20 protein-coding genes are annotated in these 21632 nt (G+C 67.9%); 9 read left to right on the top strand and 11 right to left on the bottom strand.

What is annotated here, in order from left to right; all coding sequences use genetic code 11:
- Positions 1-22: 22 nt before the first annotated feature.
- Entirely contained in the window at positions 23-1255 is a 1233-nt protein-coding gene (locus P7V53_RS12055) for an MFS transporter (protein WP_280155713.1), read from the bottom strand.
- Positions 1256-1325: 70 nt separating this feature from the next.
- On the opposite strand from P7V53_RS12055, the gene P7V53_RS12050 reads away from it, so the two are divergent.
- The 5 genes from P7V53_RS12050 (at position 1326) to P7V53_RS12030 (ending at position 5987) form a co-directional block, all read left to right on the top strand.
- Positions 1326-2138, top strand: coding sequence for a helix-turn-helix transcriptional regulator (locus P7V53_RS12050; protein ID WP_280155712.1), 813 nt, complete (start codon positions 1326-1328; stop codon positions 2136-2138).
- A gap of 148 nt (positions 2139-2286) precedes the next feature.
- Positions 2287-3576: a hypothetical protein gene (locus P7V53_RS12045; RefSeq protein WP_280155711.1), complete on the top strand. Its 1290-nt coding sequence runs from the start codon at positions 2287-2289 to the stop codon at positions 3574-3576.
- 76 nt (positions 3577-3652) lie between these two features.
- Positions 3653-4759, top strand: coding sequence for a quinolinate synthase NadA (gene nadA / locus P7V53_RS12040; protein ID WP_280155710.1), 1107 nt, complete (start codon positions 3653-3655; stop codon positions 4757-4759).
- A complete protein-coding gene (nadC, locus tag P7V53_RS12035; protein ID WP_280155709.1) occupies positions 4756-5640 on the top strand; it encodes a carboxylating nicotinate-nucleotide diphosphorylase in 885 nt (294 codons plus the stop codon). Before nadA ends, nadC begins: the two co-directional genes overlap by 4 nt.
- A 62-nt stretch (positions 5641-5702) precedes the next feature.
- Positions 5703-5987 (top strand): late competence development ComFB family protein, encoded by a 285-nt coding sequence (locus P7V53_RS12030; protein ID WP_280155708.1) that lies wholly within the window; start codon positions 5703-5705, stop codon positions 5985-5987.
- Positions 5988-6011: 24 nt separating this feature from the next.
- On the opposite strand, the gene nadB is transcribed toward P7V53_RS12030, so the two are convergent.
- Complete coding sequence (nadB, locus tag P7V53_RS12025) at positions 6012-7652, bottom strand: L-aspartate oxidase (protein WP_280155707.1); 1641 nt, start codon at positions 7650-7652, stop codon at positions 6012-6014.
- Positions 7653-7871: 219 nt separating this feature from the next.
- On the opposite strand from nadB, the gene P7V53_RS12020 reads away from it, so the two are divergent.
- The gene (locus P7V53_RS12020) at positions 7872-9152 is read left to right on the top strand and encodes a hypothetical protein (RefSeq protein WP_280155706.1); all 1281 of its coding nucleotides are present in this window, start codon (positions 7872-7874) and stop codon (positions 9150-9152) included.
- Positions 9153-9158: 6 nt separating this feature from the next.
- Here P7V53_RS12020 and clpB read toward each other — a convergent pair whose 3' ends face one another.
- The 9 genes from clpB to P7V53_RS11975 form a co-directional block, all read right to left on the bottom strand.
- On the bottom strand, positions 9159-11741 hold the full coding sequence (gene clpB, locus P7V53_RS12015; RefSeq protein WP_280155705.1) for an ATP-dependent chaperone ClpB: 2583 nt from the start codon (positions 11739-11741) through the stop codon (positions 9159-9161).
- Positions 11742-11838: 97 nt separating this feature from the next.
- Entirely contained in the window at positions 11839-12231 is a 393-nt protein-coding gene (gene crcB / locus P7V53_RS12010; RefSeq protein ID WP_280155704.1) for a fluoride efflux transporter CrcB, read from the bottom strand.
- Positions 12228-12713, bottom strand: a complete 486-nt coding sequence (moaE, locus tag P7V53_RS12005; protein WP_280155703.1) for a molybdopterin synthase catalytic subunit MoaE — start codon at positions 12711-12713, stop codon at positions 12228-12230. Before moaE ends, crcB begins: the two co-directional genes overlap by 4 nt.
- A 5-nt stretch (positions 12714-12718) precedes the next feature.
- Positions 12719-12973 (bottom strand): molybdopterin converting factor subunit 1, encoded by a 255-nt coding sequence (gene moaD, locus P7V53_RS12000; protein WP_280155702.1) that lies wholly within the window; start codon positions 12971-12973, stop codon positions 12719-12721.
- Positions 12970-14196, bottom strand: coding sequence for a gephyrin-like molybdotransferase Glp (gene glp, locus P7V53_RS11995; protein ID WP_280155701.1), 1227 nt, complete (start codon positions 14194-14196; stop codon positions 12970-12972). Before glp ends, moaD begins: the two co-directional genes overlap by 4 nt.
- The gene (mobB, locus tag P7V53_RS11990; protein ID WP_280155700.1) at positions 14120-14731 is read right to left on the bottom strand and encodes a molybdopterin-guanine dinucleotide biosynthesis protein B; all 612 of its coding nucleotides are present in this window, start codon (positions 14729-14731) and stop codon (positions 14120-14122) included. Before mobB ends, glp begins: the two co-directional genes overlap by 77 nt.
- Positions 14732-16138, bottom strand: a complete 1407-nt coding sequence (gene thrC, locus P7V53_RS11985; RefSeq protein WP_280155699.1) for a threonine synthase — start codon at positions 16136-16138, stop codon at positions 14732-14734.
- Position 16139: 1 nt separating this feature from the next.
- Positions 16140-17459, bottom strand: coding sequence for a homoserine dehydrogenase (locus P7V53_RS11980; protein ID WP_280155698.1), 1320 nt, complete (start codon positions 17457-17459; stop codon positions 16140-16142).
- A gap of 19 nt (positions 17460-17478) precedes the next feature.
- Positions 17479-18705, bottom strand: coding sequence for a pyridoxal phosphate-dependent aminotransferase (locus tag P7V53_RS11975; RefSeq protein WP_280155697.1), 1227 nt, complete (start codon positions 18703-18705; stop codon positions 17479-17481).
- Positions 18706-18719: 14 nt separating this feature from the next.
- Here P7V53_RS11975 and P7V53_RS11970 point away from each other — a divergent pair, with 14 nt between their 5' ends.
- From P7V53_RS11970 to P7V53_RS11960, 3 genes are all read left to right on the top strand, one after another.
- Positions 18720-19166, top strand: coding sequence for an Mth938-like domain-containing protein (locus tag P7V53_RS11970; protein ID WP_348273471.1), 447 nt, complete (start codon positions 18720-18722; stop codon positions 19164-19166).
- Between the two features lie 97 nt (positions 19167-19263).
- Positions 19264-19746, top strand: coding sequence for a peroxiredoxin (locus tag P7V53_RS11965; protein WP_280155696.1), 483 nt, complete (start codon positions 19264-19266; stop codon positions 19744-19746).
- Between the two features lie 217 nt (positions 19747-19963).
- Positions 19964-21631: a PhoH family protein gene (locus P7V53_RS11960; protein WP_280155695.1), complete on the top strand. Its 1668-nt coding sequence runs from the start codon at positions 19964-19966 to the stop codon at positions 21629-21631.
- Position 21632: the final 1 nt, after the last annotated feature.

Below are 21632 nucleotides of genomic sequence, written 5' to 3'. Positions count from 1 at the left end.
CCCCGCATGTTGGGGGAGGAAGCTAGGGATGGACGGACGCGATGACGGTTCGTCGCGCTCGCCGCACGTTGAAGGCGCTCACCACGAGCACCGCCTGGACCACGGCGATGCCCAGCCACACCTCGGCCGGCCGATGCAGGTCCATCAGCGTGCCGAACAGCAGCGGCGCGACCGCCTGCCCGATGTCCAGACCCGAGTAGACGATGCCGTACACCCGTCCGGTCGCGCCGTCGGGTGAGGATCGCTTGACCAGCAGATCGCGCGAAGGCCCGGCGATGCCCGCGCCGAAGCCCATCGCCCCGAACAGCACCGGCACCATGGCCGCCGGCACCGCCGCAAACCCGAGCAGCAGCGCGACCAGCGCCGCCGCCCCGAATCCCGCGCCGACGATGCGCTCGCAGCGCGCCGGGTCGGAGGCGAGGAAGCCGCCGACGACCATCCCGCCGGCCGCGCAGACCATGTACACCGTGAGGCACACCGCGGCGACCTGCGTCGGCACGTCGTGCAGCAGCCGCGCCGCCTCCGGGGCAAAGGCCTGCACGCCGCTCAGCGCCATGGCGTAGAACAGGAAGAAGGCGAAGCACATCCAGACGGCCGGGATGCCGAGAAAGTCGAAGCGGCCTTCGACGCTCCCGTGCGCCCCGGCCTTGCGGGCCGGCGCCATCTCCAGCGCCAGCGGCGCCCGCTGCATCCACAGCAGCGCCAGCACGGCCAGGATCACCACCCCGGCGCAGGACAGCGCCACGCGCCACGAGAAGGCGAGGGTCAGCGGCACCAGCATTGCCGGCGCCAGCGCCCAGCCGAGGCTGCCGGTGATGCCATGCACGCTGAAGGCGTGACCCAGCCGCGAAGGGTGGACCTTGCGGTTCAGCAGCGTGTAGTCGACCGGGTGGAACACCCCGTTGCCCACGCCGGCCACCACCGAAAACAGCGCCAGCATCGCGTAGTGGGTGCTGGCGGCGAAGCCGAAGGCGGCCGCTGCGAGCAGCCCGAGCCCCCCGAAAAGGATGGGCCGCGGCCCGAATCGGTCGACGACGAAGCCGGACAGCGCCTGCACCGCACACGAGACGACGAAGAAGATCGTCATCAGCAATCCCAGCTCGGCGTAGCTCACCCCGAAGGCCTCTTTCAGCCACGGGAACAAGGGGGCGAGCAGGAGTTGGCTGAAGTGGCTGATCCCGTGCGCGAGGCCGACGAGACCGATGACGGCGGCGTCCTGGCGCATCCCAGGGGCCGGCAGGGAGGTCGAATTCATCTCCCGATGGTAGGCAGGGCTCGGGCGGCGCGATTACGATAGGTCGACAAGTTCTGTCGAGATCGCGCCAATGAAGACCCTCCTGGCCCCGACGCCGATCGGCCCGCTGACACCGCACCTGTACCGACCCACCGCGCGGCGGCCGGTTCGCGCCAAGGAGCATCGGCTGCGCACCGACACCCGGGTCGTGCCGCACTGCCATCCCTGGGGTCAGCTGGCGATCTCGGCCACCGGCGTAGTGCGGCTCACCGTCGAGCACGGCACCTACCTGGTTCCGCCGTCGCGGGCGCTGTGGATTCCGCCGGGTGTCGAGCATGCCGTGACGGTGATCGAAGACGCGGATCTGCGCACGCTGTACCTGCACGACGATCCGGCGCCGCCGCCCGCCTGGAAGCAATGCCGGGTGCTGGAGGTGTCGGACCTGCTGCGGGCACTCGCGATGGCGATGGACATCCGTGCCGATGGCGCCGCCGCGCTGGTCGCCGACGAGCTGGAGCGCGAGCGGCGCCTGGGCGCACTGGTGCTCGACGAGCTGCGGCGCGCCCGCCCGGTGCGCCTGGGCGTCGACCTGCCGGCCGACAAGCGGCTTCGCATGCTGTGTGAAGCGGTGCTGGACGACCCCACGCGGCACGCGACGCTGGACGGCTGGGCGCGCGACTCCGGCGCCAGCACGCGCACCGTCGCGCGCCTGTTCCGCCAGCAGCTCGGCACCACCTTCCTGCAATGGCGGCAGCAGGTGCTGCTGGCACGGGCCCTCGCGTTGGCGGCGCGCAAGCTGCCGATGGCCACCATCGCCGCCGAACTCGGGTACGCCAGCCCCAGCGCTTTCAGCGCCATGGTGCGGCGGTCCGTCGGCGCGCCGCCGAGCCGGTTCTTCGGCTGAGCCGGGCTTGCCCCGGAAAGGCTCCACATACCGCCGTTCAGAGGGCTGCAACGACCGGTTGCACGTCCGGGTATTCCCGGCTGGCCACGCTGATCTAGACTGCAATGGCCTGCCGCCGCGGGCCGCTGAAAGACCCGTGGGAGACCGCATGCTCACCTCGCTGTTTGGAGATCTCGGCCCGCCGAGCCCCAGGAAGCCGCGTTCCGATTCCGAGCCGCCCGACCAGGGCTTCGCGGCCACTGCCATCCTGGAAAGCATGGCCACCGAGGTCAACGAACGCGGCCAGATGGTCGACCGGCACCAGCACGACCTGGTCGTCAGTGGCTCGCCGGCGCAGGCGATACGCGAGCACTTCGCCACCACCCGCGCCGACCTCGAAACCGCGAGCCGGCTGATCACCCTGCTCGACCCGGTCGGCATCTGGGCGTCGGCGGTGATCAAGGCGCTGTCCGATGCCGGCGGCCGTCCCATCGAGCGGCTGCACCTGCGTGAGCAGACCACCTTGCGCACCCTCGCCACCATCGAGCGCACCACCCTCGTGCGGCGCCACGAGGACACGCTGAAGATCTACCACGCCGACGTTCGCGCCCCTGGGCGCGACAACGCCGAGATCCCGGTCGCGCTGATGGAACGCAGCCACATGACGACGGTGATCATCGGGCCCATGCAGCCCCACGCCATCGATGCGCTGCTCATCTCGCTGCTCGAATACACCGCCCTGCCCACCTGGCGCTGCCCCAACCTGCTGTTCATGCTCCCGCCCAATGCGGTGTGGATCGCCAACAAGATCAGCGCCGTGAGCTGGCCGCAGCGCCTGCACGTGCATGTGCTCAACGAATCGATGACCAGCGCGTCCTCGGTGTGGAACGCCATGCTCGGCATGTGGAACCACGTGAAAACGCAGCCGTCCTGGGAGCCGCCCGAGACCTCCATGGGCGCGACCGACTACCCCATCAAGGTCGCCGACCTGCACGCCGCGGCCGGCGAGCCGCCCCCGGCGCTGCGGGCCTCCATCACGCCGGGGCTCCGTCCGGGCAAGCCCGTCATGCGGGTGAGCCACCATGCGCTGGACCCGGCTCGCGCACGCGAGGCGCTGGCCGAGATGCTGGCCATCGAGGGCCTGCTCGGCTGCGCAGTGGTCGATGCCACGACCGGTCTGGTGCTGGCGCGCGAGAACCGCGAGGACCAGCCCGCCGACCTCGACCTCTCGGCCGCGGCCAGCGCCCAGGTGCTTCGCGCCCATCGCCTGGCCGCCCGCAACATGGGCCTGCCCGACCAGATCGACGAGGTGATGGTCAGCGCGGCACAGCGCCAGCATGTGCTGCGCACCGTCACCCGGCATCCCGATCTGTTCCTGATGGCCCTGCTCGACAAGCAGCGTGCCAACCTCGCGCTGGCCCGCTACAAGCTGATGGAAGTGGAAAAGGGCCTGCTGTAGAGCGCGACCGCGCCTGGGAAAGGGCGATTCGATCCGCCCTTCCCCGGCGCCGAACCGGGCTACCATTCCCGGCTCCATGAGCCAAGTCCTCTTCGACTACACCCGCCAGGACGCTTCCGGCGCCAGCTGCACCGCGCACGCCTGGGCCAAGGTTCCCGAGCCGCTGAACCCCGCGCAACGCATCGAGTGGAAACAGCGCGCCGCCAAGCTTCTGAAGCAGCGCGACGCCGTGCTGGTCGCCCACTACTACGTCGACGGCGATCTGCAGGACCTCGCACTGGAAACCGGCGGCTGCGTTGCCGATTCGCTCGAGATGGCACGCTTCGGCCGCGATCATGCGAGCCGGACACTGGTCGTCGCGGGCGTCCGCTTCATGGGCGAGACGGCAAAGATCCTCAGTCCCGAGAAGCGAGTGCTGATGCCGGACCTCGAAGCGACGTGCTCGCTCGACCTCGGCTGCCCGCCCGAGGACTTCGCACGATTCTGCGATGCCCATCCCGACCGCAGCGTCGTCGTCTACGCCAACACCAGCGCCGCCGTGAAGGCTCGTGCCGACTGGATGGTGACCAGCTCCTGCGCGCTGGCCATCGTGCGGCACCTCGACGCGCAGGGACAGAAGGTGCTGTGGGCGCCTGATCGGCACCTCGGCCGCTACATCCAGGACGAGACCGGCGCCGACATGCTGATGTGGAACGGCGCCTGCATCGTGCACGACGAATTCAAGGGCCTCGAGCTCGACCTGCTGAAGGCGCAGCATCCCGGCGCCAAGGTGCTGGTGCATCCGGAGTCGCCGAAGAGCGTGGTCGAGCAGGCCGACGTCGTCGGCTCGACCTCGCAGATCCTGCAGGCCGTGCTCAAGAGCGACGCGCAGACCTTCATCATCGCCACGGACAACGGGCTGCTTCATCGCATCCGCCAGCTCGCACCCACCAAGACGCTGATCGAAGCCCCCACTGCCGGCAACAGCGCCACGTGCAAGAGCTGCGCCCACTGCCCCTGGATGGCGATGAACGCGCTGCAAGGCGTCGTGCAGTGCCTGGAGCAAGGCAGCGGCGAGATCGTCGTCGACGAGCCGATCCGCGGCCAGGCACTCGGCTGCATCGAACGCATGCTCGACTTCGTCGCCCGCAATCCAGGCGCCACTCAGAAGCCCGGGCTGGTGAAGAACATCGGCGCGGCATGAAGTCCTTCGACCACGACGAGACGCTCGAACAGGCACGCGAGCGCAACATCCGCGATGCGCTGATGGAGGACCTTGGCCGCCGCGACTGGACCGCCGAGCTGGTGCCGGCGGGGCAAGTTGTCAAGGCGCGTGTGCTCGTCCGCGAGGACGCGGTGCTGTGCGGACGCGACTGGTTCGACGGCTGCATCCGTGCCCTCGATGCCGACGCGCGCATCGAATGGCGTGCTGACGAAGGCGCAGCCATGCAGGCGGGGACGACGGTGTGCGCCATCCAGGCCCGCGCCCGCGCGCTGCTGTCGGCCGAGCGTCCGGCCCTCAACTTCCTGCAGCTGCTGTCCGCCACCGCGACGATCACGCGCCGCCATGTCGACGCGATCGCCGGTGCGTCGCCTCATCCGCGAGGCTGCGCCATCCTCGACACCCGCAAGACCCTGCCCGGCCTGCGCCAGGCCCAGAAGTACGCGGTGCGCGTGGGCGGCGGGCAGAACCAGCGGCTCGCACTGTGGCACGGCATCCTGATCAAGGAGAACCACATCGCCGCGGCCGGCGGCATCGCAGCCGTGCTGCGCGAGGCGGCGGCGCTGAATGCCGGCGTGGACATCCAGATCGAGGTGGAGACCCTCGATCAGCTGCGCGAGGCGCTGGACTGCGGCGCGACCAGCGTGATGCTGGACAACTTCACCTTGCCGCTGATGCGGCAGGCCGTCACGCTGAACGCCGGACGCGCGCTGCTCGAAGTGTCCGGCAGCGTGCAGCTCGAGCAGGTGCGCGAGATCGCAGCGACCGGTGTGGACCGCATCTCGATCGGCCGGCTCACCAAGGACGTGAAGGCGGTCGATTTCTCGATGCGGGTGCTGGAGCGCATCGGCGCCTCGAATTGAGCGGGGCAAACCGGCCAATTCGCCGTCTTGCGCCGGCCGGGTCCGGCCCACACTGGGCGCCCATGAACGTCGACTTCGACTCCATCCACAACCACCACGAACGTGCCGTCATCGAAGCGGTGCGGGCCGCTGCCAAGCGCTATCCGCACCTCGACGAAGAGCTGCTCGCGGACATCGCGTGCGTGGCCCTGAACCGGCTGCCGCCGCGCTACATCCGCCACGAGGTCGACTTCGCGTTCTACCTCACGGACAAGGAGCGCGGCGAGAACGAGCGCGCCATCGCGGAGGCGGTCGGCTTCGCTTTCGAGTTCGTTCAGGCGCGCATCGCCATGCGGGCCCGGGCTTGAGCCGCGCCGCGTTCCGGGACTGCCTCAGCCGCTGAGCCCGTACGCCTTCGGCTTCTTGCCGTCCCGGTGCGCACGCAGCAGCACCGTCGGAAAGCTCACCGGCAGCGTGTGCGGGAAATCGCGGCTGTAGTGCAGCCCGCGGCTTTCATGGCGCATCAGCGCCGAGCGCACGATCAGCTCGGCGCAGTCCACGAGGTTGCGCAGCTCCAGCAGGTCTCGATTGACGCGGAAGTTGGCGTAGTAGTCGTCGATTTCCGTGCGCAGCAGCTTGATGCGGTGCAGTGCCCGCTCCAGCCGCTTGGTGGTCCTCACGATGCCGACGTAGTTCCACATCAGCAGGCGCAACTCGTCCCAGTTGTGCGCGATGACGACCTGCTCGTCGGCATTCTCGACCTGGCTCTCGTCCCAGGCGGGCGGCAGGGGCGGATGCTTCGCGCCGCGATCCAGGATGTCGCGCGCGCAGGTGCGACCCAGCACGACGCACTCGAGCAGCGAGTTGCTGGCGAGGCGGTTGGCGCCGTGCAGGCCGGTGTAGGTGGTCTCGCCCACCGCGTACAAGCCCGGCAGGTCGGTGCGTCCCTGCAGGTCGGTGACGACGCCGCCACAGGTGTAGTGCGCCGCCGGCACCACCGGAATGGGCTGGCGCGCGATGTCGATGCCCAGGTGCAGGCAGCGCGCGTAGATGGTCGGGAAATGCTCGCGCAGGAACGATTCGCCGAGGTGCGTGGCGTCGAGCAGCACGTAGTCGATGCCGTGCCGCTTCATCTCGAAGTCGATCGCACGCGCGACGATGTCTCGCGGCGCGAGCTCCAGGCGCTCGTCATGGGCGGCCATGAAGCGGGTGCCGTCGGGCAGCTTCAGGTGCGCGCCTTCGCCGCGCATCGCTTCGGTGATGAGGAAGCTGCGCTCCTGCGGGTGGTACAGGCAGGTCGGATGGAACTGGATGAACTCCATGTTGCCGATACGGCAGCCAGCGCGCCATGCCATCGCGATGCCGTCGCCGGTGGCGGTGTCCGGATTGGTGGTGTAGCGGTACACCTTCCCTGCGCCGCCGGTGGCCAGCACGACCGCCGTGGCCGGCAGCGTCTCGACGCGCTGATGGTCGATGTCGAGCGCGTAGATGCCGTAGCACTGCGGCTGCTCCTCGCGCCTGAGATGCCGTGACGTGATCACGTCGAGCGCCATCCATCGTTCGCGCAGCGTGATGTTGGGATGCTGGCGCACGCGCTCCAGCAGCGCGTCGTGGATGGCCTTTCCGGTGGCGTCGGCGGCATGCGCGATGCGCCGCACGGCGTGACCGCCTTCCCGCGTGAGATGCAGACCGAGCGGTCCCTGCGGATCGGGCGAGAACGGAACGCCGCTTTCCACCAGCCAGGCCACGGCTTCGGCGCTGTGCTCGGCGATGAAGCGCGCCGTCTGCTCGTCGACCAGGCCGGCGCCCGCGTCCTGCGTGTCGCGCACGTGCGATTCGATGCTGTCGTCGTCGCCGAGCACGCCGACGATGCCGCCCTGCGCCCACGCTGTGGCGCCCTCGTCGATGTTGCGCTTGGCCAGCACGACCACCGGATGGCGTTGGGCCAGGTGGAGTGCGACGGTGAGCCCGGCGAGACCCGCACCGACGATCACCACGGGGGCGGGAGATGCGGGGACTTCCGATTCGGGCATGGGGCGCTCGAGGCCGGTGCATGCGATGACGCGGTGCATCTGCGGCCACAGAAAATGCGGAGCATCGATTCTACGAGTGCGTTGCTCGCACCGGCGCCGCGACGGATTCGTCCGGACCTTGGGGATGGCTGCGGCGCAACGCTCGTGAAATCATGGTTTTCGCAGGGCAAGGGCCACAACGCGTGGCCTACACTGAGGCGAGAACGGGATAGAGCACCAATGACCATTCCGAATACGGCGGGCCCGCCGCGGGACTCCGCTTCGGGCGAAGACCCGAAGGAAGCGCCGCAGACCTGGGAGGCCACGCGCGCCCAGACGCAGCTCGTGCGCGACGAAGAGACGTACCTGGCCGCCGAGCAGCGCGACGTCGGGCGCGCCGTGGGCGCCAACGTGCGCGAGCTGTTCGTGTCGTGCGATGCCGGGCCGGCGATGCAACAGCAGTTCGAGCACCTGCGCCCGGAATTCATCGCCATCCACGACGTTGCCACGCACTCTTCGCGCAAGCTCATCGCGGGAATCGCGGCCGCCAGCAAGGGCGCGGTGCAGAAGCTGGTGATCCGCCGGCAAGGCTACGGCACCACGCTGGCGACGCTCGAGTACGTCGAGCTGCCCACGGCGGAAGGCCACACGCTGCGCATCTACTCGACGGAGGCAGACGCCGACACGACCTCGCGTCACGCGCTCGCGCGGATGCTGCTGGCCTTCAGCACGCTGGGCGTGATCCTGGTCGGCGATGTGCCGGGCCACTCGATCACCGGCATCTTCAAGCCGCTGCACGAAGACATGATCGCCGGCCCGTGGCCCAATCGAAACCTGCTGCTGCTGCCGCTGTCGACCGCCAATGCACTGGTCACGCAGGGCATGGAGCTCGCCCGCGGCACCGGCGTCAACGTGCGCACCACCCCGCAGGTGGCGCGGCCCGCCGATGCGTGGAACTTCATCAGCAGCACCTGGACCCGGCTGCGCGAAGAGATGGGCCCCCGCACGCCGGCGGTGCCCGCGGCGCGGCCGATGCCGGCGCCTTCGGCCCCCGTTGCCCGCACCGCTGCGCCCGCGCCACAACGGCCCGCCGCGCCGCTGCCCTTGCGGCCCATGCCCTCGGTGCCGGTACGCAATGCCCAGGCAACCGCCGACCAGGACCCGCTCACGCGCTACGTGAACCAGCTGAGCCAGCTCACCGGCATGGTGAGCTGCTGCATCTTCGAGGTCGCGACCGGGCAGGACCTTGCTCACGCCGGCGCCAGCCCTGGGCCGGCCGATCTGGCCGAGCACGGCGCCGATCTCATGGCCGCCATGCTGACGACCAGCCGCACCCTGGGTCTTGGCCACGCGATGCCCGAAGCCGCCATCACGCTGGGAGCGCATCACCTGGTGCTGCGCGCGGTGCCCAAGCATCCCGGCCTCGCGCTGCACGCCGTACTCGACAAGACGCACGCCAACCTCACGCTGGCGCGACTGCAGATCGCGCGCATGGACTCGGTGTTCGACGAGCCCGCGTGAGCGGCGTCAGTGCACGGTGCGCTCGAAGACGAACTCACCGCCTTCGATGTTCACCGGGATCACGTCCTTCGGTCCGAACTTGCCCTCGAGGATCAGCTTGGCCACCGGGTTCTCGATGCGCTGCTGAAGCGCCCGCTTGAGCGGCCGCGCGCCGAACACCGGATCGAAGCCGACCTTGGCCAGCTCGCCCAGCGCCGACGGCGACACGTCGAGCTTCATCTCCATCTTCTCCAGCCTTGCCTCCAGCACCTTGAGCTGGATGCGTGCAATCGATTCGATGTGCTGCTGGTCGAGCGCGTGGAACACCACCGTCTCGTCGATGCGGTTGAGGAACTCCGGGCGGAAATGCTGCTTCACCTCGACCCACACCGCATCGCGGATCGTCTCGGCGTCCTGGCCCGCCATCTGCATGATCTGATGCGAGCCGAGGTTGGAGGTCATCACGATCACCGTGTTCTTGAAGTCGACCGTGCGGCCCTGGCCGTCGGTGAGGCGGCCGTCGTCGAGCACTTGCAGCAGCACGTTGAACACGTCCGGATGCGCCTTCTCGACCTCGTCGAGCAGCAGCACGCTGTATGGCTTGCGCCGCACCGCCTCGGTGAGGTGCCCGCCCTCGTCATAGCCGACATAGCCCGGCGGCGCGCCGATCAGCCGCGCCACCGAGTGCTTCTCCATGTATTCGCTCATGTCGACGCGGATCAGGTGCTCCTCGCTGTCGAACAGGAAGGCGGCCAGCGCCTTGCACAGCTCGGTCTTGCCCACCCCGGTGGGGCCGAGGAACAGGAACGATCCGGTCGGGCGATTCGGATCCGACAGGCCCGAGCGGGAGCGACGGATGGCATTGGCAACCGCCGCGATCGCCTCGTCCTGGCCGACAACGCGCTCGTGCAGCCGCGCTTCCATCTGCAGCAGCTTCTCGCGCTCGCCCTGCATCAGCTTGGACACCGGGATGCCCGTCGCGCGCGCGACCACTTCGGCAATCTCCTCGGCGCCGACCTCGTTGCGCAGCAGCGTGGGCCGGCCGGCAACGCCCTTGGCTTCCTTGGCGAGCAGATCCTTCTCGCGCCTCTGCAGCTCAGGCAGCTTGCCGTACTGCAGCTCGGCAACCTTGTTGAAGTCGCCCTTGCGCGTGTACTCGTCGATCTGCGTGCGAAGGCGGTCGATCTCTTCCTTGATCTGCGCCGAACCTTGCGCCGCGGCCTTCTCTGACTTCCACACCTCCTCGAGGTCGTTGTACTCGCGCTGCAGCTTGAGCAGTTCGTCCTCGATCAGCGCGAGGCGCCGCTGGGAAGCCTCGTCCTTCTCCTTCTTGACGGCCTCGCGCTCGATCTGCAGCTGGATCAGCCGCCGGTCGAGCTTGTCCATCACCTCCGGCTTGGAATCGATTTCGATCTTGATGCGCGCAGCAGCCTCGTCGATCAGGTCGATGGCCTTGTCCGGCAGGAAGCGGTCGGTGATGTAGCGATGGCTCAGCTCGGCCGCGGCGACGATGGCCGGGTCGGTGATCTCGACGCCGTGGTGCGCCTCGTACTTCTCCTGCAGGCCGCGCAGGATGGCGATGGTCGCCTCGACCGACGGCTCGCCGACGAGGATGCGCTGGAAGCGGCGCTCCAGCGCAGCGTCCTTCTCGATGTACTTGCGGTATTCGTCGAGCGTCGTGGCCCCGATGCAGTGGAGCTCGCCGCGCGCGAGGGCCGGCTTGAGCATGTTGCCCGCGTCGATCGCGCCCTCGGCCTTGCCGGCGCCGACCATGGTATGGATCTCGTCGATGAAGACGATGGTCTGGCCTTCGTCCTGGGCGACCTCCTTCAGCACCGACTTCAGCCGCTCCTCGAACTCGCCCCGGTACTTGGCGCCGGCCAGCAGCAAGGCCATGTCGAGCACCAGAACGCGCTTGTTGCGCAGGGAATCGGGCACCTCGCCGGCGACGATGCGCTGCGCCAGGCCTTCGACGATGGCCGTCTTGCCGACGCCCGGCTCGCCGATCAGCACGGGGTTGTTCTTCGTGCGCCGCTGCAGCACCTGAATGGCGCGGCGGATCTCGTCGTCGCGGCCGATGACCGGATCGAGCTTGCCGTTGCGGGCGCGCTCGGTCAGGTCGAGCGTGTACTTCTTCAGCGCCTCCCGCTGGCCCTCGGACTCGGGGCTGTCGACCTTCTGGCCGCCGCGCACCAGGTCGATGGTCGCTTCGAGCGTCTTGCGCGTGAGGCCGTGTTCCTTCAAGAGCGGGCCGGCAACCTTGCTGTCGGCGGCCGCGAGCAGGAACAGCTCGCTCGCGATGAACTGGTCGCCGCGCTTGGCGGCTTCCTTCTCCGTGGCCTGAAGCAGGGAACCCAGGTCGCGGCTGGGCTGCACCTGCTCGCCACCCTGCACCTGCGGCAGCTTCTTCAGCTCGGCGTCGAGCGAGGCTTGCAGGCGGGCGGTGTTGACGCCGGCGCGGTCCAGCATGGCCTTGGGACCGTCGGTCTGGGCCAGCATGGCCGCCAGCAGGTGCACCGGCTCGATGTACGGATTGTCGCGCGTGACGGCCAGGCTCTGGGCGTCGGCCAGCGCTTCCTGGAACTTGGTGGTGAGCTTGTCGAGTCGCATGGATCGGATCCTCTCGTTGCTCGGGATTTGAGGAAATTCGAACCGATTTCAAGTCACGAAAGGCTGACGCAGCGCAAGAGCGCCGGCCCTTCCAGCGTCAGGCAAACAGCGTGCGCGCGAACCGAAAGCCGAGGGCGGCGCAGGCGAGCGAGCCCACCACATGGAGCAGCGTGTGCAGCAGCGCCCACCCCCAGTCGCCGCGCTGCAGCAGCGCGAGCGATTCGCCGGAAAAGGCCGAGAAGGTGGTGAGCCCGCCGAGAAAGCCGGTGACCAGCAACAGGCGCATCGGCTCGTTGGGATACCGCTGGAACCAGAGCATCGCGAAGCCGATCATCAGCCCGCCCACGCAGTTCACGAGCAGCGTGCCGAGTTGTATGCCCTCGCCGCCGGGGTGGTTGAAGGCCAGCGCACTGGCCCAGCGCAGCAGGGCGCCGACCGCCGCACCCGCGGCCACCGCGAGCACCTGCAGCCAGGGCAGCGCCCCGGTCATCGAGCGGCGTTCCCGCTGGGCAAGCCCCAGCGCGCCAGCGCGTCGTCGTCGCTGACGCGCGCATCGACCCAGCGCGCGCCTTCCGGCGTGTGCTCCTTCTTCCAGAACGGCGCCTGGGTCTTCAGGTAGTCCATCAGGAACTCGCAGGCCTGGAAGGCGTGGCCGCGGTGCCCCGAGGTGACCGCCACGAGCACGATCTGGTCCTGGGGGTGCAGCACGCCGATGCGATGGATGACGCGCACCGCGCGGATGTCGAAGCGGAACAGGGCCTCGTCGATCATCGCCTCGATGGCCCTCTCGGTCATGCCGGGGTAGTGCTCGAGTTCCATCGAGCTGACCCCGAGCCCCTCGTTGCGGTCGCGCACCGTGCCCACGAAGGCCGCCACCGCGCCGACGCCAGGATCGCCGGCACGCAGCGCAGCGACTTCGGCGCCGAGGTCGAAGTCCTCGAGCTGCACGGTGACGCGCGTCAGGGCGGACATCCCGTTCAGCCTCCGGTGACGGGCGGGAAGAAGGCCACCTCGGCGCCCTCGCTCACCACCGCCGATTCATCGCACAGCGTCTGGTCGAGCGCGCAGCGCAAGGCCTTGCCCCGCGCCAGCGCGGCGGCGTGCACGGGACTGCGCTCGATCAACCGGTCGCGCAACAGGGCCACGGTGGCGCCGGCCGGCACCTCGACCTTCTCGGCCGGGCCGAGCGCCTCGCGGATGGAGGCAAAGTACCGCACGTGCACGGTGTTCATGTCAGCAGCTCGTAGAACGCGAGGTAGCGGACGGCATCGCCTCGGCGGATGGGCTGCCCGGACGGGTTGTCCACCACGCCGTCGCCCCAAACAACCGAGGTGAGCACGCCGGAGCTCTGGTTGGGGAAAAGGTCCAGCCCGCCTTGCGCATTGCGGCGCACCCTGAGGAACTCCTCGCGCTTGTCGGGCTGCGGCCAGTCGAAGTCCGCGCGCATGGTCATGCCATCAGGCGCGGCGGCCGACGCGCCCTGCAGCCGCAGCAGCACCGGCCGCACGGCGAGCAGGAACGTGATGAAGCTGGACACCGGATTCCCAGGCAGGCCCATGAAATGCGCTTGCGTTCCGTCGCCCCGACGGACCTCGCCGAATGCCAGCGGCTTGCCCGGCTTGATGGCGATCTGCCACAGGTCCAGCCGGCCCTCGGCCTGCACGGCGGGCTTGAGGTGGTCTTCCTCGCCGACCGACACGCCGCCGCTGGTCACGATGAGGTCGTTGCCTTCGGCGGCCTCGCGCAGTGCCGCACGCGTCGCGTCGAGCCGGTCGGGCACGATGCCCAGATCGGCGCACTCGCAGCCCAGCGACTCGATCAGGCCACGCAGCGTGAAACGGTTGGAGTTGTAGATCGCTCCGGGCGGCAGCGGCTGGCCCGGCATCACCAGCTCGTCGCCGGTCGAGAAGAGCGCCACGCGTGGCCGCCGCGAAACGCGCAGCGTGGCGGCACCCACCGACGCCGCGAGACCCATCGCCTGCGGCGTGAGCCGTGCGCCGCATGCCAGCACGACCGCACCGGCGGCCACGTCCTCGCCGCGGCGGCGTATCCATTGGCCCGACGTGGGCACGGCGTCGACGCGCACGCCACCGTCCACCGCAGCGCACTGCTCCTGCATGACGACCGCGTCGGCGCCGGCCGGGATCTGGGCACCGGTGAAGATTCGCGCAGCGGCGCCAGGCGCCAGGGGCTGGGGCGGCGCGCCGGCCGCAATGCGCTGGGCGACCGGCAGCAAGACGCCGGCGCGCGTCACGTCGGCGCAGCGCACCGCATAGCCGTCCATCGAGCTGTTGTCCTGCGGCGGGACGTCGAGCGACGAGCGCAGGTCCTCGGCGAGTACGCGGCCCAGCGCCTCGAAGGTGGAGACCGTCTGGACGTCAGTCGCCGGAAACGGCCGGACCGCGGCCAGCAGCCGGTCCAGCGCCTGGCCCAGCGTCAGCAGGGCCGGCCGCATCGGCGTCGTCGTAGAGGGGTGATCGGTACTCATAGCGCTCGGGATTTCCAAGAAGGAAATGTGCCACGGCATCCGGATCGTTGAGGTCGAGGATGGGCAGGCCGGTCCGCTGCGGCAGCTGGGCATGGCTGTCGGTGCAGACGGCTACGACGAAGGGGTCGTTCGGGTATTGCACCGGCTTGCCTGCAGCAGCGCGCCACACCTCGATCTTCAGCAGGTCGGCATGCTTGAAGCCCTCGACCAGGACCCAGTCGCACTCGTACAGCTCGGCAATGAGCTGGTGCACCGTGGGCTCGGCATGAACCTCGTATTCGCGGATCTTCGCCAGCCGACGGTCCGACGCGACGACGACCTCGAAAGCGCCCGCCTGGCGGTGCCGCCACGAGTCCTTGCCTTCGTGGTCGATGTCGAAGTTGTGGTGCGCATGCTTGACGACCGACACCCGCTGGCCCGCCAGGCGCAGCCGTGCGATGAGCTGCTCGACGAGTGTCGTCTTGCCCGAGCCCGAATAGCCGCTGAACCCGACGACTTTCATTCAGGCATTGTCGGCGATGAAGCGTTTCACCGCCTGGGCATCGACCCGCATCACCGTGAACCGCTTGGGGAGTTTCTCGATGCCCTGCAGCGCGGCCGGTCGCTCCGGCTCGCGGCCCAGCGCCTCGACGATGGCGTCGGCGAACTTCACCGGCAACGCCGTCTCGAGCACGATCATGGGGACGTCCGGGTCCCGGCGCTCGCGCGCGACCTTGAGGCCGTCGGCCGTATGGGTGTCGATCATCACGCCGAAGCGTTGCCAGGTGTCACGGATGGTCGCCAGCCGGTCGGCGTGCGTGCTGGAGCCGGAGACGAACCCGAAGTCGGCGACGCGCGCGAACTCGTCGGCGCTGACGGTGAACGAGCCGTGGTCCTCGACGTCCGTCTTGAAGAGCTGGCGCGTGCGCTGCGCGTCGCGGCCCAGCAGGTCGAACACGAAGCGCTCGAAGTTCGATGCTTTGGATATGTCCATCGACGGGCTGGAGGTCTCGTGCGTCTCGGCCGCACCGCGCACGCGGTAGGTGCCGGTGCGGAAGAACTCGTCGAGCACGTCGTTCTCGTTGGTGGCCAGCACCAGGCGCTCGACCGGAAGGCCCATCATTCGCGCGACGTGGCCGGCGCATATGTTGCCGAAGTTGCCCGACGGGACAGCGAAGCTGACCTTCTCCTCGTTGCTCGCGGTGGCCTGGAGGTAGCCGGCGAAGTAGTAGACGACCTGCGCCAGCAGGCGCGCCCAGTTGATCGAGTTGACCGTGCCGATCTTGTGCCGACGCTTGAACGCGAGGTCGTTGGACACCGCTTTCACGATGTCCTGGCAGTCGTCGAAGACGCCTTCCACGGCGATGTTGTGGATGTTGGCGTCCTGCAGGCTGAACATCTGCGCCTGCTGGAAGGCGCTCATGCGGCCGTGCGGGCTCAACATGAAGACCTTCACGCCATGCTTGCCGCGCATGGCGTACTCGGCCGCACTGCCGGTGTCGCCCGACGTGGCCCCGAGGATGTTCAACGTCTCGCCGCGGCGGGCCAGCTCGTACTCGAACAGGTTTCCCAGCAGCTGCATCGCCATGTCCTTGAAGGCGAGCGTCGGTCCATTGGACAGCGCCTGCAGTTGCAGGCCGGGTTCGAGCGGCTTCAGAGGCGTGATCTCGCGCGTGCCGAACACCTCGGGGGTGTACGTGCTGGTCACCAGGCGCTTCAAGTCGGCGGACGGGATGTCGTCGATGTAGAGCGAGAGGATCTCGAAAGCGAGGTCGGGGTACGGCAGTCCGCGCCAGCGTGCGAGCGTTGCCGCGTCGACCCGGGGATAGTGGGTCGGCAGGTACAGGCCGCCATCGGGCGCCAGGCCCTCGAGCAGGATGTCGGAAAAGCCGCGCTCGGTGCGGTCGCCCCGCGTGCTGATGTACTTCACGTCAGTTCAGCTCTTCCTTGCGGATGCGCACGATGGGCGCCAGCACGGTGGGCAGCGCCTGCATCTGCGCGATCGCCTCGTTCATGCGGCCTTCCACCGTCTCGTGGGTCATGATGATGACATCGGTTTTGGTGGTGCCGTGCGCGTCGGGATCGGTCGGGCGCTGCAGCAGGGCGTCGATGGAGATGCCGCGCTCCGCCAGGATGCCGGTGATTCGCGCCAGCACGCCGGCCTGGTCGGCGACCTGCAGCCGCAGGTAGAACGAGGTGCGCACCAGCTCGATCGGCAGGATCGGCGTGGTGGCCAGTTCGTCGGGCTGGAATGCGAGGTGCGGCACGCGGTGATTGGGGTCGGCCGTGTGCAGCCGCGTGATGTCGACCAGGTCGGCCACGACGGCCGACGCGGTGGGCTCCGAGCCCGCACCCTTGCCGTAGTAGAGCGTCGTGCCGACGGCGTCGGCCTGGACCAGCACCGCGTTCATCGCCCCTTCGACGTTGGCGATCAGCCGCTTGCTCGGCACCAGCGTCGGATGCACCCGAAGCTCGATGCCGTCGTCGCGGCGGCGCGTGATGCCCAGCAGCTTGATGCGATAGCCCAGCTGCTCGGCGTAGACGATGTCAGCTGCGTGCAGCCCGGTGATGCCTTCGACGTGCGCACGGTCGAACTGCACGGGGATGCCGAAGGCGATGGCGCTCATGATGGTCGCCTTGTGCGCGGCGTCTATGCCTTCGATGTCGAAGGTGGGATCCGCCTCGGCGTAGCCCAGCCTTTGCGCCTCCTTGAGGACTGCCGCGAAATCCAGCCCCTTGGCGCGCATCTCCGAGAGGATGAAATTGGTGGTGCCATTGATGATGCCGGCGATCCACTCTATGCGGTTGGCCGTGAGGCCTTCGCGCAGCGCCTTGATGATCGGGATGCCGCCGGCGACCGCGGCCTCGAACGCGACCATGACGCCCTTCTCGCGCGCCGCGGCGAAGATCTCGGTGCCGTGCACCGCGAGCAGCGCCTTGTTGGCCGTGACCACGTGCTTGCCGGCCGCGATGGCCTCCATCACGAGCGCCTTTGCGACGCCATAGCCGCCGATCAGCTCGATGACGATGCCGATGTCGGGATTGGCGATCACCTCGCGCGCGTCGGACACCACCTTGGCGTGGTCGCCGACGACGGCCTGCGCGCGCGCGGTGTCGAGGTCGGCCACCATCGTGATCTCGATGCCGCGTCCGGCGCGGCGGCGGATCTCTTCCTGATTGCGACGCAGCACGTTGAACGTGCCGCTGCCGACGGTGCCGATGCCCAGCAGGCCGACTTGGATGGGTTTCATGGTGCGTGCCCTTCGAGGCTCAGTGCGAGTGACGTTTGCGGTAGTGGTCGAGAAAGCGCGAGATGCGGCCGACGGCGTCGGTGAGGTCGTCGGAGTTCGGCAGGAACACCAGGCGGAAGTGATCCGGCTGCGGCCAGTTGAAGCCGGTGCCCTGCACGATCAGGACCTTTTCCTCGGCCAGCAGCTCGTAGGCGAGCTGCTGGTCGTCGAGGATCGGGTACAGCTTCGGATCGAGCCGGGGAAACATGTACAGCGCGGCCTTGGGCTTGACGACGCTGACGCCGGGGATCTGCGTCAGCAGCTCGTAGGCGAGGTCGCGCTGGCGGCAAAGCCGCCCGCCCGGCGCGACCAGGTCCTTGATGCTCTGGTAGCCGCCCAGCGCGGTCTGGATGGCGAGCTGCCCCGGCGTGTTCGAGCACAGGCGCATCGAGGCCAGCATGTTCAGGCCTTCGATGTAGTCCCGGGCGTGCCGCTTCTCGCCCGAGACCACCATCCAGCCCGCGCGGTAGCCGCAGGAGCGGTAGTTCTTCGACAGGCCGTTGTACGTGATGAAGAGCACGTCATCGGCCAACGACGCGATGCTGGTGTGCGTCGCGCCGTCGTACAGCGTCTTGTCGTAGATCTCGTCCGCCAGCACGACGAGCTGGTGCTGCCGCGCCACCTCGACGATCTGCTTGAGCACCTCGTCGGGGTACAGCGCACCGGTCGGGTTGTTCGGGTTGATGACGACGATCGCCTTCGTGCTGGGCGTGATCTTTTTCTTGATGTCGTCGATGTCGGGCAACCATCCGGACTGCTCGTCGCAGACGTAGTGAACGGGCGTGCCGCCCGAGAGGGCCACCGCGGCGGTGTACAGCGGGTAGTCGGGGGAAGGCAGCAGCACCTGATCGCCGTCGTCGAGCAGCGCGTTGAGGCTCATCACGATCAGCTCGGAGGCGCCGTTGCCGAGATAGACGTCATCGACGGTCACGCCGCGGATCAGCTTTTCCTGCGTGTAGTGCACCACGGCGCGGCGCGGTGCGAACAGTCCCTTGCTGTCGGTATAGCCCGCCGTATGGGGCAGGTTGCGGATCATGTCCTGCACGATCTCGTCGGGCGGCTCGAGGCCGAACGCGGCGATGTTGCCGATGTTCAGCTTGATGATCTTGTGGCCCTCGTCCTCCATCTGGCGTGCCTTGTCCAGGACGGGCCCGCGGATGTCATAGCAGACGTTGGCGAGCTTGCTCGACTTGGCGATGGGCTTCACTTAATTCCCCCGGGATGGCCGCAGTGGTTCTACTGCGGCGCAAAACCTATAATTTAACCACACGCACCCCGTGGAAACCCCTCGTGAAACTGCAAGCCGACCGCATCGACGGAAGCAACGCCATCGCGCGTCACGGACCCGAAGGCGTCATCGTCAACGGCACCGAGTACCGGCACAGCGTCGTCGTGCCGTGGACGGGAGCGGTGCTCCCCTGGCCGCCGGCGAACTTCGCCGAGTTGTCCGAGGCGAATTTCGAGATGCTCGCCAAGCTCGAGCCGGAACTCGTGATCTTCGGCAGCGGATCACGAATTCGCTTCGCAAGGCCGGCGCTGTTGCGACCGCTGATCGATGCGCGCATAGGCATCGAGACCATGGACAGCCCGGCGGCCTGTCGCACCTACAACGTCCTGCTTGCAGAGGGTCGTTCGGTGGTGGCGGCGCTGCTGTTCGAGAGGGCATGAAGCTGTCCCGAAGACCCGTGTGAAGGGTACTCGAAGGTCCTCAGTGGCCTTATAATCGCGAGCTACGCCCACGAAGCGCAACTGAGCAGAATACTTCATGACGCCAGCTCTCAACAAACCCCTACCGGAATTTGAAGCGCTTGCCACCAGCGGTGTGAAGTTCACGCCACAGGCCTATGCCGGCAAGATCGTCGTCCTGTACTTCTATCCCAAGGACATGACCCCCGGCTGCACCACCGAAGCGCTGCAGTTCGGTGAGTATCACAAGGATTTCGTGAGGGCCGGTGCGGTGGTTTTCGGCGTCTCGCGGGACAACATGGCATCGCACGAGAAATTCCGGCAAACCTATGAGCTGCCGTTCGACCTGATCGCCGACACCGAGGAAAAGCTCTGTCACATGTTCGGAGTCGTCAAGAACAAGATCATGTACGGCAAGAAGGTCAAGGGCATCGAGCGTTCCACCTTCCTGATTGACGGCAACGGCGTGCTGCGCCAAGAGTGGCGAGGCCTCAAGGTCCTCGGCCACGTCGAGGAAGTCCTGAAGGCGGTCAAGGCACTGAAGAAGGCTGAGGCTGCCTGAGGGCTGCCTCGCCGACGACCCAAGCCGACCTGCGGGTCGGCTTTTTTGCGTCGGCGCGAAACCTATGGGATGGACGCAACATTGGGTTGTCGCGACACACCGGATGTGCATAATGGGCCATGCCCGTGAGTTGTGAAACGCGCACTCTCTCCATCGAGCCGCACAGGCGACTGTGCGGCTTTTTTTCTTTTCGCGTCGAACGGAACACAGCCAGCCCATGCCACTGCCCAAGCCGCCTGCCAAACGAGCTTCCCTCCTGACCCAAACCGACTTCGACTCGCAGGCCGCGCCCAAACCGGGCAAACGTTCCAACAAGACCAGCAGTTCCGCAGAGCCGGCTTCCGGCGCTGAGCTGCACCTGTACGACAGCCACGCCGAAGTGGCAGCGCCGCCGGTGCTGCCGCCCGAAGCGGCACCGCCCGTCCAGCACCACCACGTCAAGCGCCCGGCCGTCGAGCCGCGGCTGCGCAAGCCGCGCGGCGATGGGCCGCCCAAGCTCTTTGTGCTCGACACCAACGTGCTGATGCACGACCCGATGTCGCTGTTCCGCTTTGAGGAGCACGACATCTACCTGCCCATGATCACGCTGGAAGAGCTCGACGGCCACAAGCGTGGCATGACCGAGGTCTCTCGCAATGCCCGCCAAGTGAGTCGGGAGCTCGACACGCTCGCCGCCACCATCGGCATGCGCAACGGCAGCGGCATGACCGAAGGCCTGCCCCTGTCGCGCACCGGCCATCGCGAAGCAGCCGGCAAGCTGTACTTCCAGACCAATCTGGTCAACGTCAGCCTGCCCGTCGGACTGCCGCAGGGCAAGGCCGACAACCAGATCCTGGGCGTTGTGCAGGCGTTGCGCGAGCAGCAACCCAAGCGCGATGTAGTGCTGGTGTCCAAGGACATCAACATGCGGATCAAGGCCCGTGCGCTGGGGCTGCCCGCAGAAGACTACTTCAATGACAAGACGCTGGAAGACGGCGACCTGCTGTACACAGGCGTGCTGCAACTGCCACCAGACTTCTGGGAGCGCCACGGCAAGACGATGGAGAGCTGGAACCAGGGCGGACTCACCTACTACCGCATCAGCGGTCCGCTGGTGCCGGCGCTGCTGATCAACCAGTTCGTCTTCTTCGAGGCGCCCGGCGCCGCGCCGCTGTACGCCAAGGTCACCGAGATCACCGGCAAGACGGCCGTGCTGCGCACCCTGCGGGAGTACACCCACAACAAGAACGCCGTGTGGGGAGTCACCGCGCGCAACCGAGAGCAGAACTTCGCGCTGAACCTGCTGATGGATCCCGAATGCGACTTCATCACGCTCACCGGTACCGCGGGCACCGGCAAGACGCTGATGACGCTGGCGGCCGGCCTGTCGCAGGTGATGGACGACCGCCGCTACACCGAGATCATCGTCACGCGCGTCACGGTTCCGGTGGGCGAGGACATCGGCTTTCTGCCGGGCACCGAGGAAGAGAAGATGGGCCCGTGGATGGGCGCCCTCGACGACAACCTCGAGGTGCTGTCCAAGAGCGATGGCGGCGCCGGCGAGTGGGGGCGCGCCGCCACCAACGACCTGGTGCGCAGCAAGATCAAGATCAAGAGCTTGAACTTCATGCGCGGCCGCACCTTCCTCAACAAGTACGTCATCATCGACGAGGCGCAGAACCTGACGCCCAAGCAGATGAAGACACTGATCACCCGAGCCGGGCCCGGCACGAAGATCGTCTGCCTGGGCAACCTGGCGCAGATCGATACGCCCTACCTCACCGAAGGCAGCTCCGGCCTGACTTACGCGGTGGATCGCTTCAAGGGCTGGCCGCACTCCGGGCACATCATGCTGGCGCGCGGAGAGCGGTCGCGGCTCGCGGACTTCGCCAGCGAAGTCCTGTGAC

Source organism: Piscinibacter sp. XHJ-5, from assembly GCF_029855045.1.
Taxonomy (GTDB): Bacteria; Pseudomonadota; Gammaproteobacteria; order Burkholderiales; family Burkholderiaceae_C; genus Albitalea.
The sequence above is the reverse complement of the archived record's forward strand: the minus strand, read 5'-3'. Positions and strand labels throughout refer to the sequence as shown.

Excerpts from the sequence above, each read along its gene's own strand:
- P7V53_RS12030 (WP_280155708.1), top strand. The coding sequence starts at position 5,703 with ATGAACGTCGACTTCGACTCCATCCACAACCACCACGAACGTGCCGTC.
- mobB (WP_280155700.1), bottom strand. The coding sequence starts at position 14,731 with ATGAAAGTCGTCGGGTTCAGCGGCTATTCGGGCTCGGGCAAGACGACA.
- nadB (WP_280155707.1), bottom strand. The coding sequence starts at position 7,652 with ATGCCCGAATCGGAAGTCCCCGCATCTCCCGCCCCCGTGGTGATCGTC.
- P7V53_RS11960 (WP_280155695.1), top strand. The coding sequence starts at position 19,964 with ATGCCACTGCCCAAGCCGCCTGCCAAACGAGCTTCCCTCCTGACCCAA.
- glp (WP_280155701.1), bottom strand. The coding sequence starts at position 14,196 with ATGCGGCCGGCCCTGCTGACGCTGGGCCAGGCGCTGGACCGGCTGCTG.
- P7V53_RS12050 (WP_280155712.1), top strand. The coding sequence starts at position 1,326 with ATGAAGACCCTCCTGGCCCCGACGCCGATCGGCCCGCTGACACCGCAC.
- moaE (WP_280155703.1), bottom strand. The coding sequence starts at position 12,713 with ATGTCCGCCCTGACGCGCGTCACCGTGCAGCTCGAGGACTTCGACCTC.
- P7V53_RS11965 (WP_280155696.1), top strand. The coding sequence starts at position 19,264 with ATGACGCCAGCTCTCAACAAACCCCTACCGGAATTTGAAGCGCTTGCC.
- P7V53_RS11970 (WP_348273471.1), top strand. The coding sequence starts at position 18,720 with ATGGCCGCAGTGGTTCTACTGCGGCGCAAAACCTATAATTTAACCACA.
- moaD (WP_280155702.1), bottom strand. The coding sequence starts at position 12,973 with ATGAACACCGTGCACGTGCGGTACTTTGCCTCCATCCGCGAGGCGCTC.
- P7V53_RS12045 (WP_280155711.1), top strand. The coding sequence starts at position 2,287 with ATGCTCACCTCGCTGTTTGGAGATCTCGGCCCGCCGAGCCCCAGGAAG.
- nadA (WP_280155710.1), top strand. The coding sequence starts at position 3,653 with ATGAGCCAAGTCCTCTTCGACTACACCCGCCAGGACGCTTCCGGCGCC.
- P7V53_RS11980 (WP_280155698.1), bottom strand. The coding sequence starts at position 17,459 with ATGAAACCCATCCAAGTCGGCCTGCTGGGCATCGGCACCGTCGGCAGC.
- P7V53_RS12020 (WP_280155706.1), top strand. The coding sequence starts at position 7,872 with ATGACCATTCCGAATACGGCGGGCCCGCCGCGGGACTCCGCTTCGGGC.
- P7V53_RS12055 (WP_280155713.1), bottom strand. The coding sequence starts at position 1,255 with ATGAATTCGACCTCCCTGCCGGCCCCTGGGATGCGCCAGGACGCCGCC.
- nadC (WP_280155709.1), top strand. The coding sequence starts at position 4,756 with ATGAAGTCCTTCGACCACGACGAGACGCTCGAACAGGCACGCGAGCGC.
- clpB (WP_280155705.1), bottom strand. The coding sequence starts at position 11,741 with ATGCGACTCGACAAGCTCACCACCAAGTTCCAGGAAGCGCTGGCCGAC.
- crcB (WP_280155704.1), bottom strand. The coding sequence starts at position 12,231 with ATGACCGGGGCGCTGCCCTGGCTGCAGGTGCTCGCGGTGGCCGCGGGT.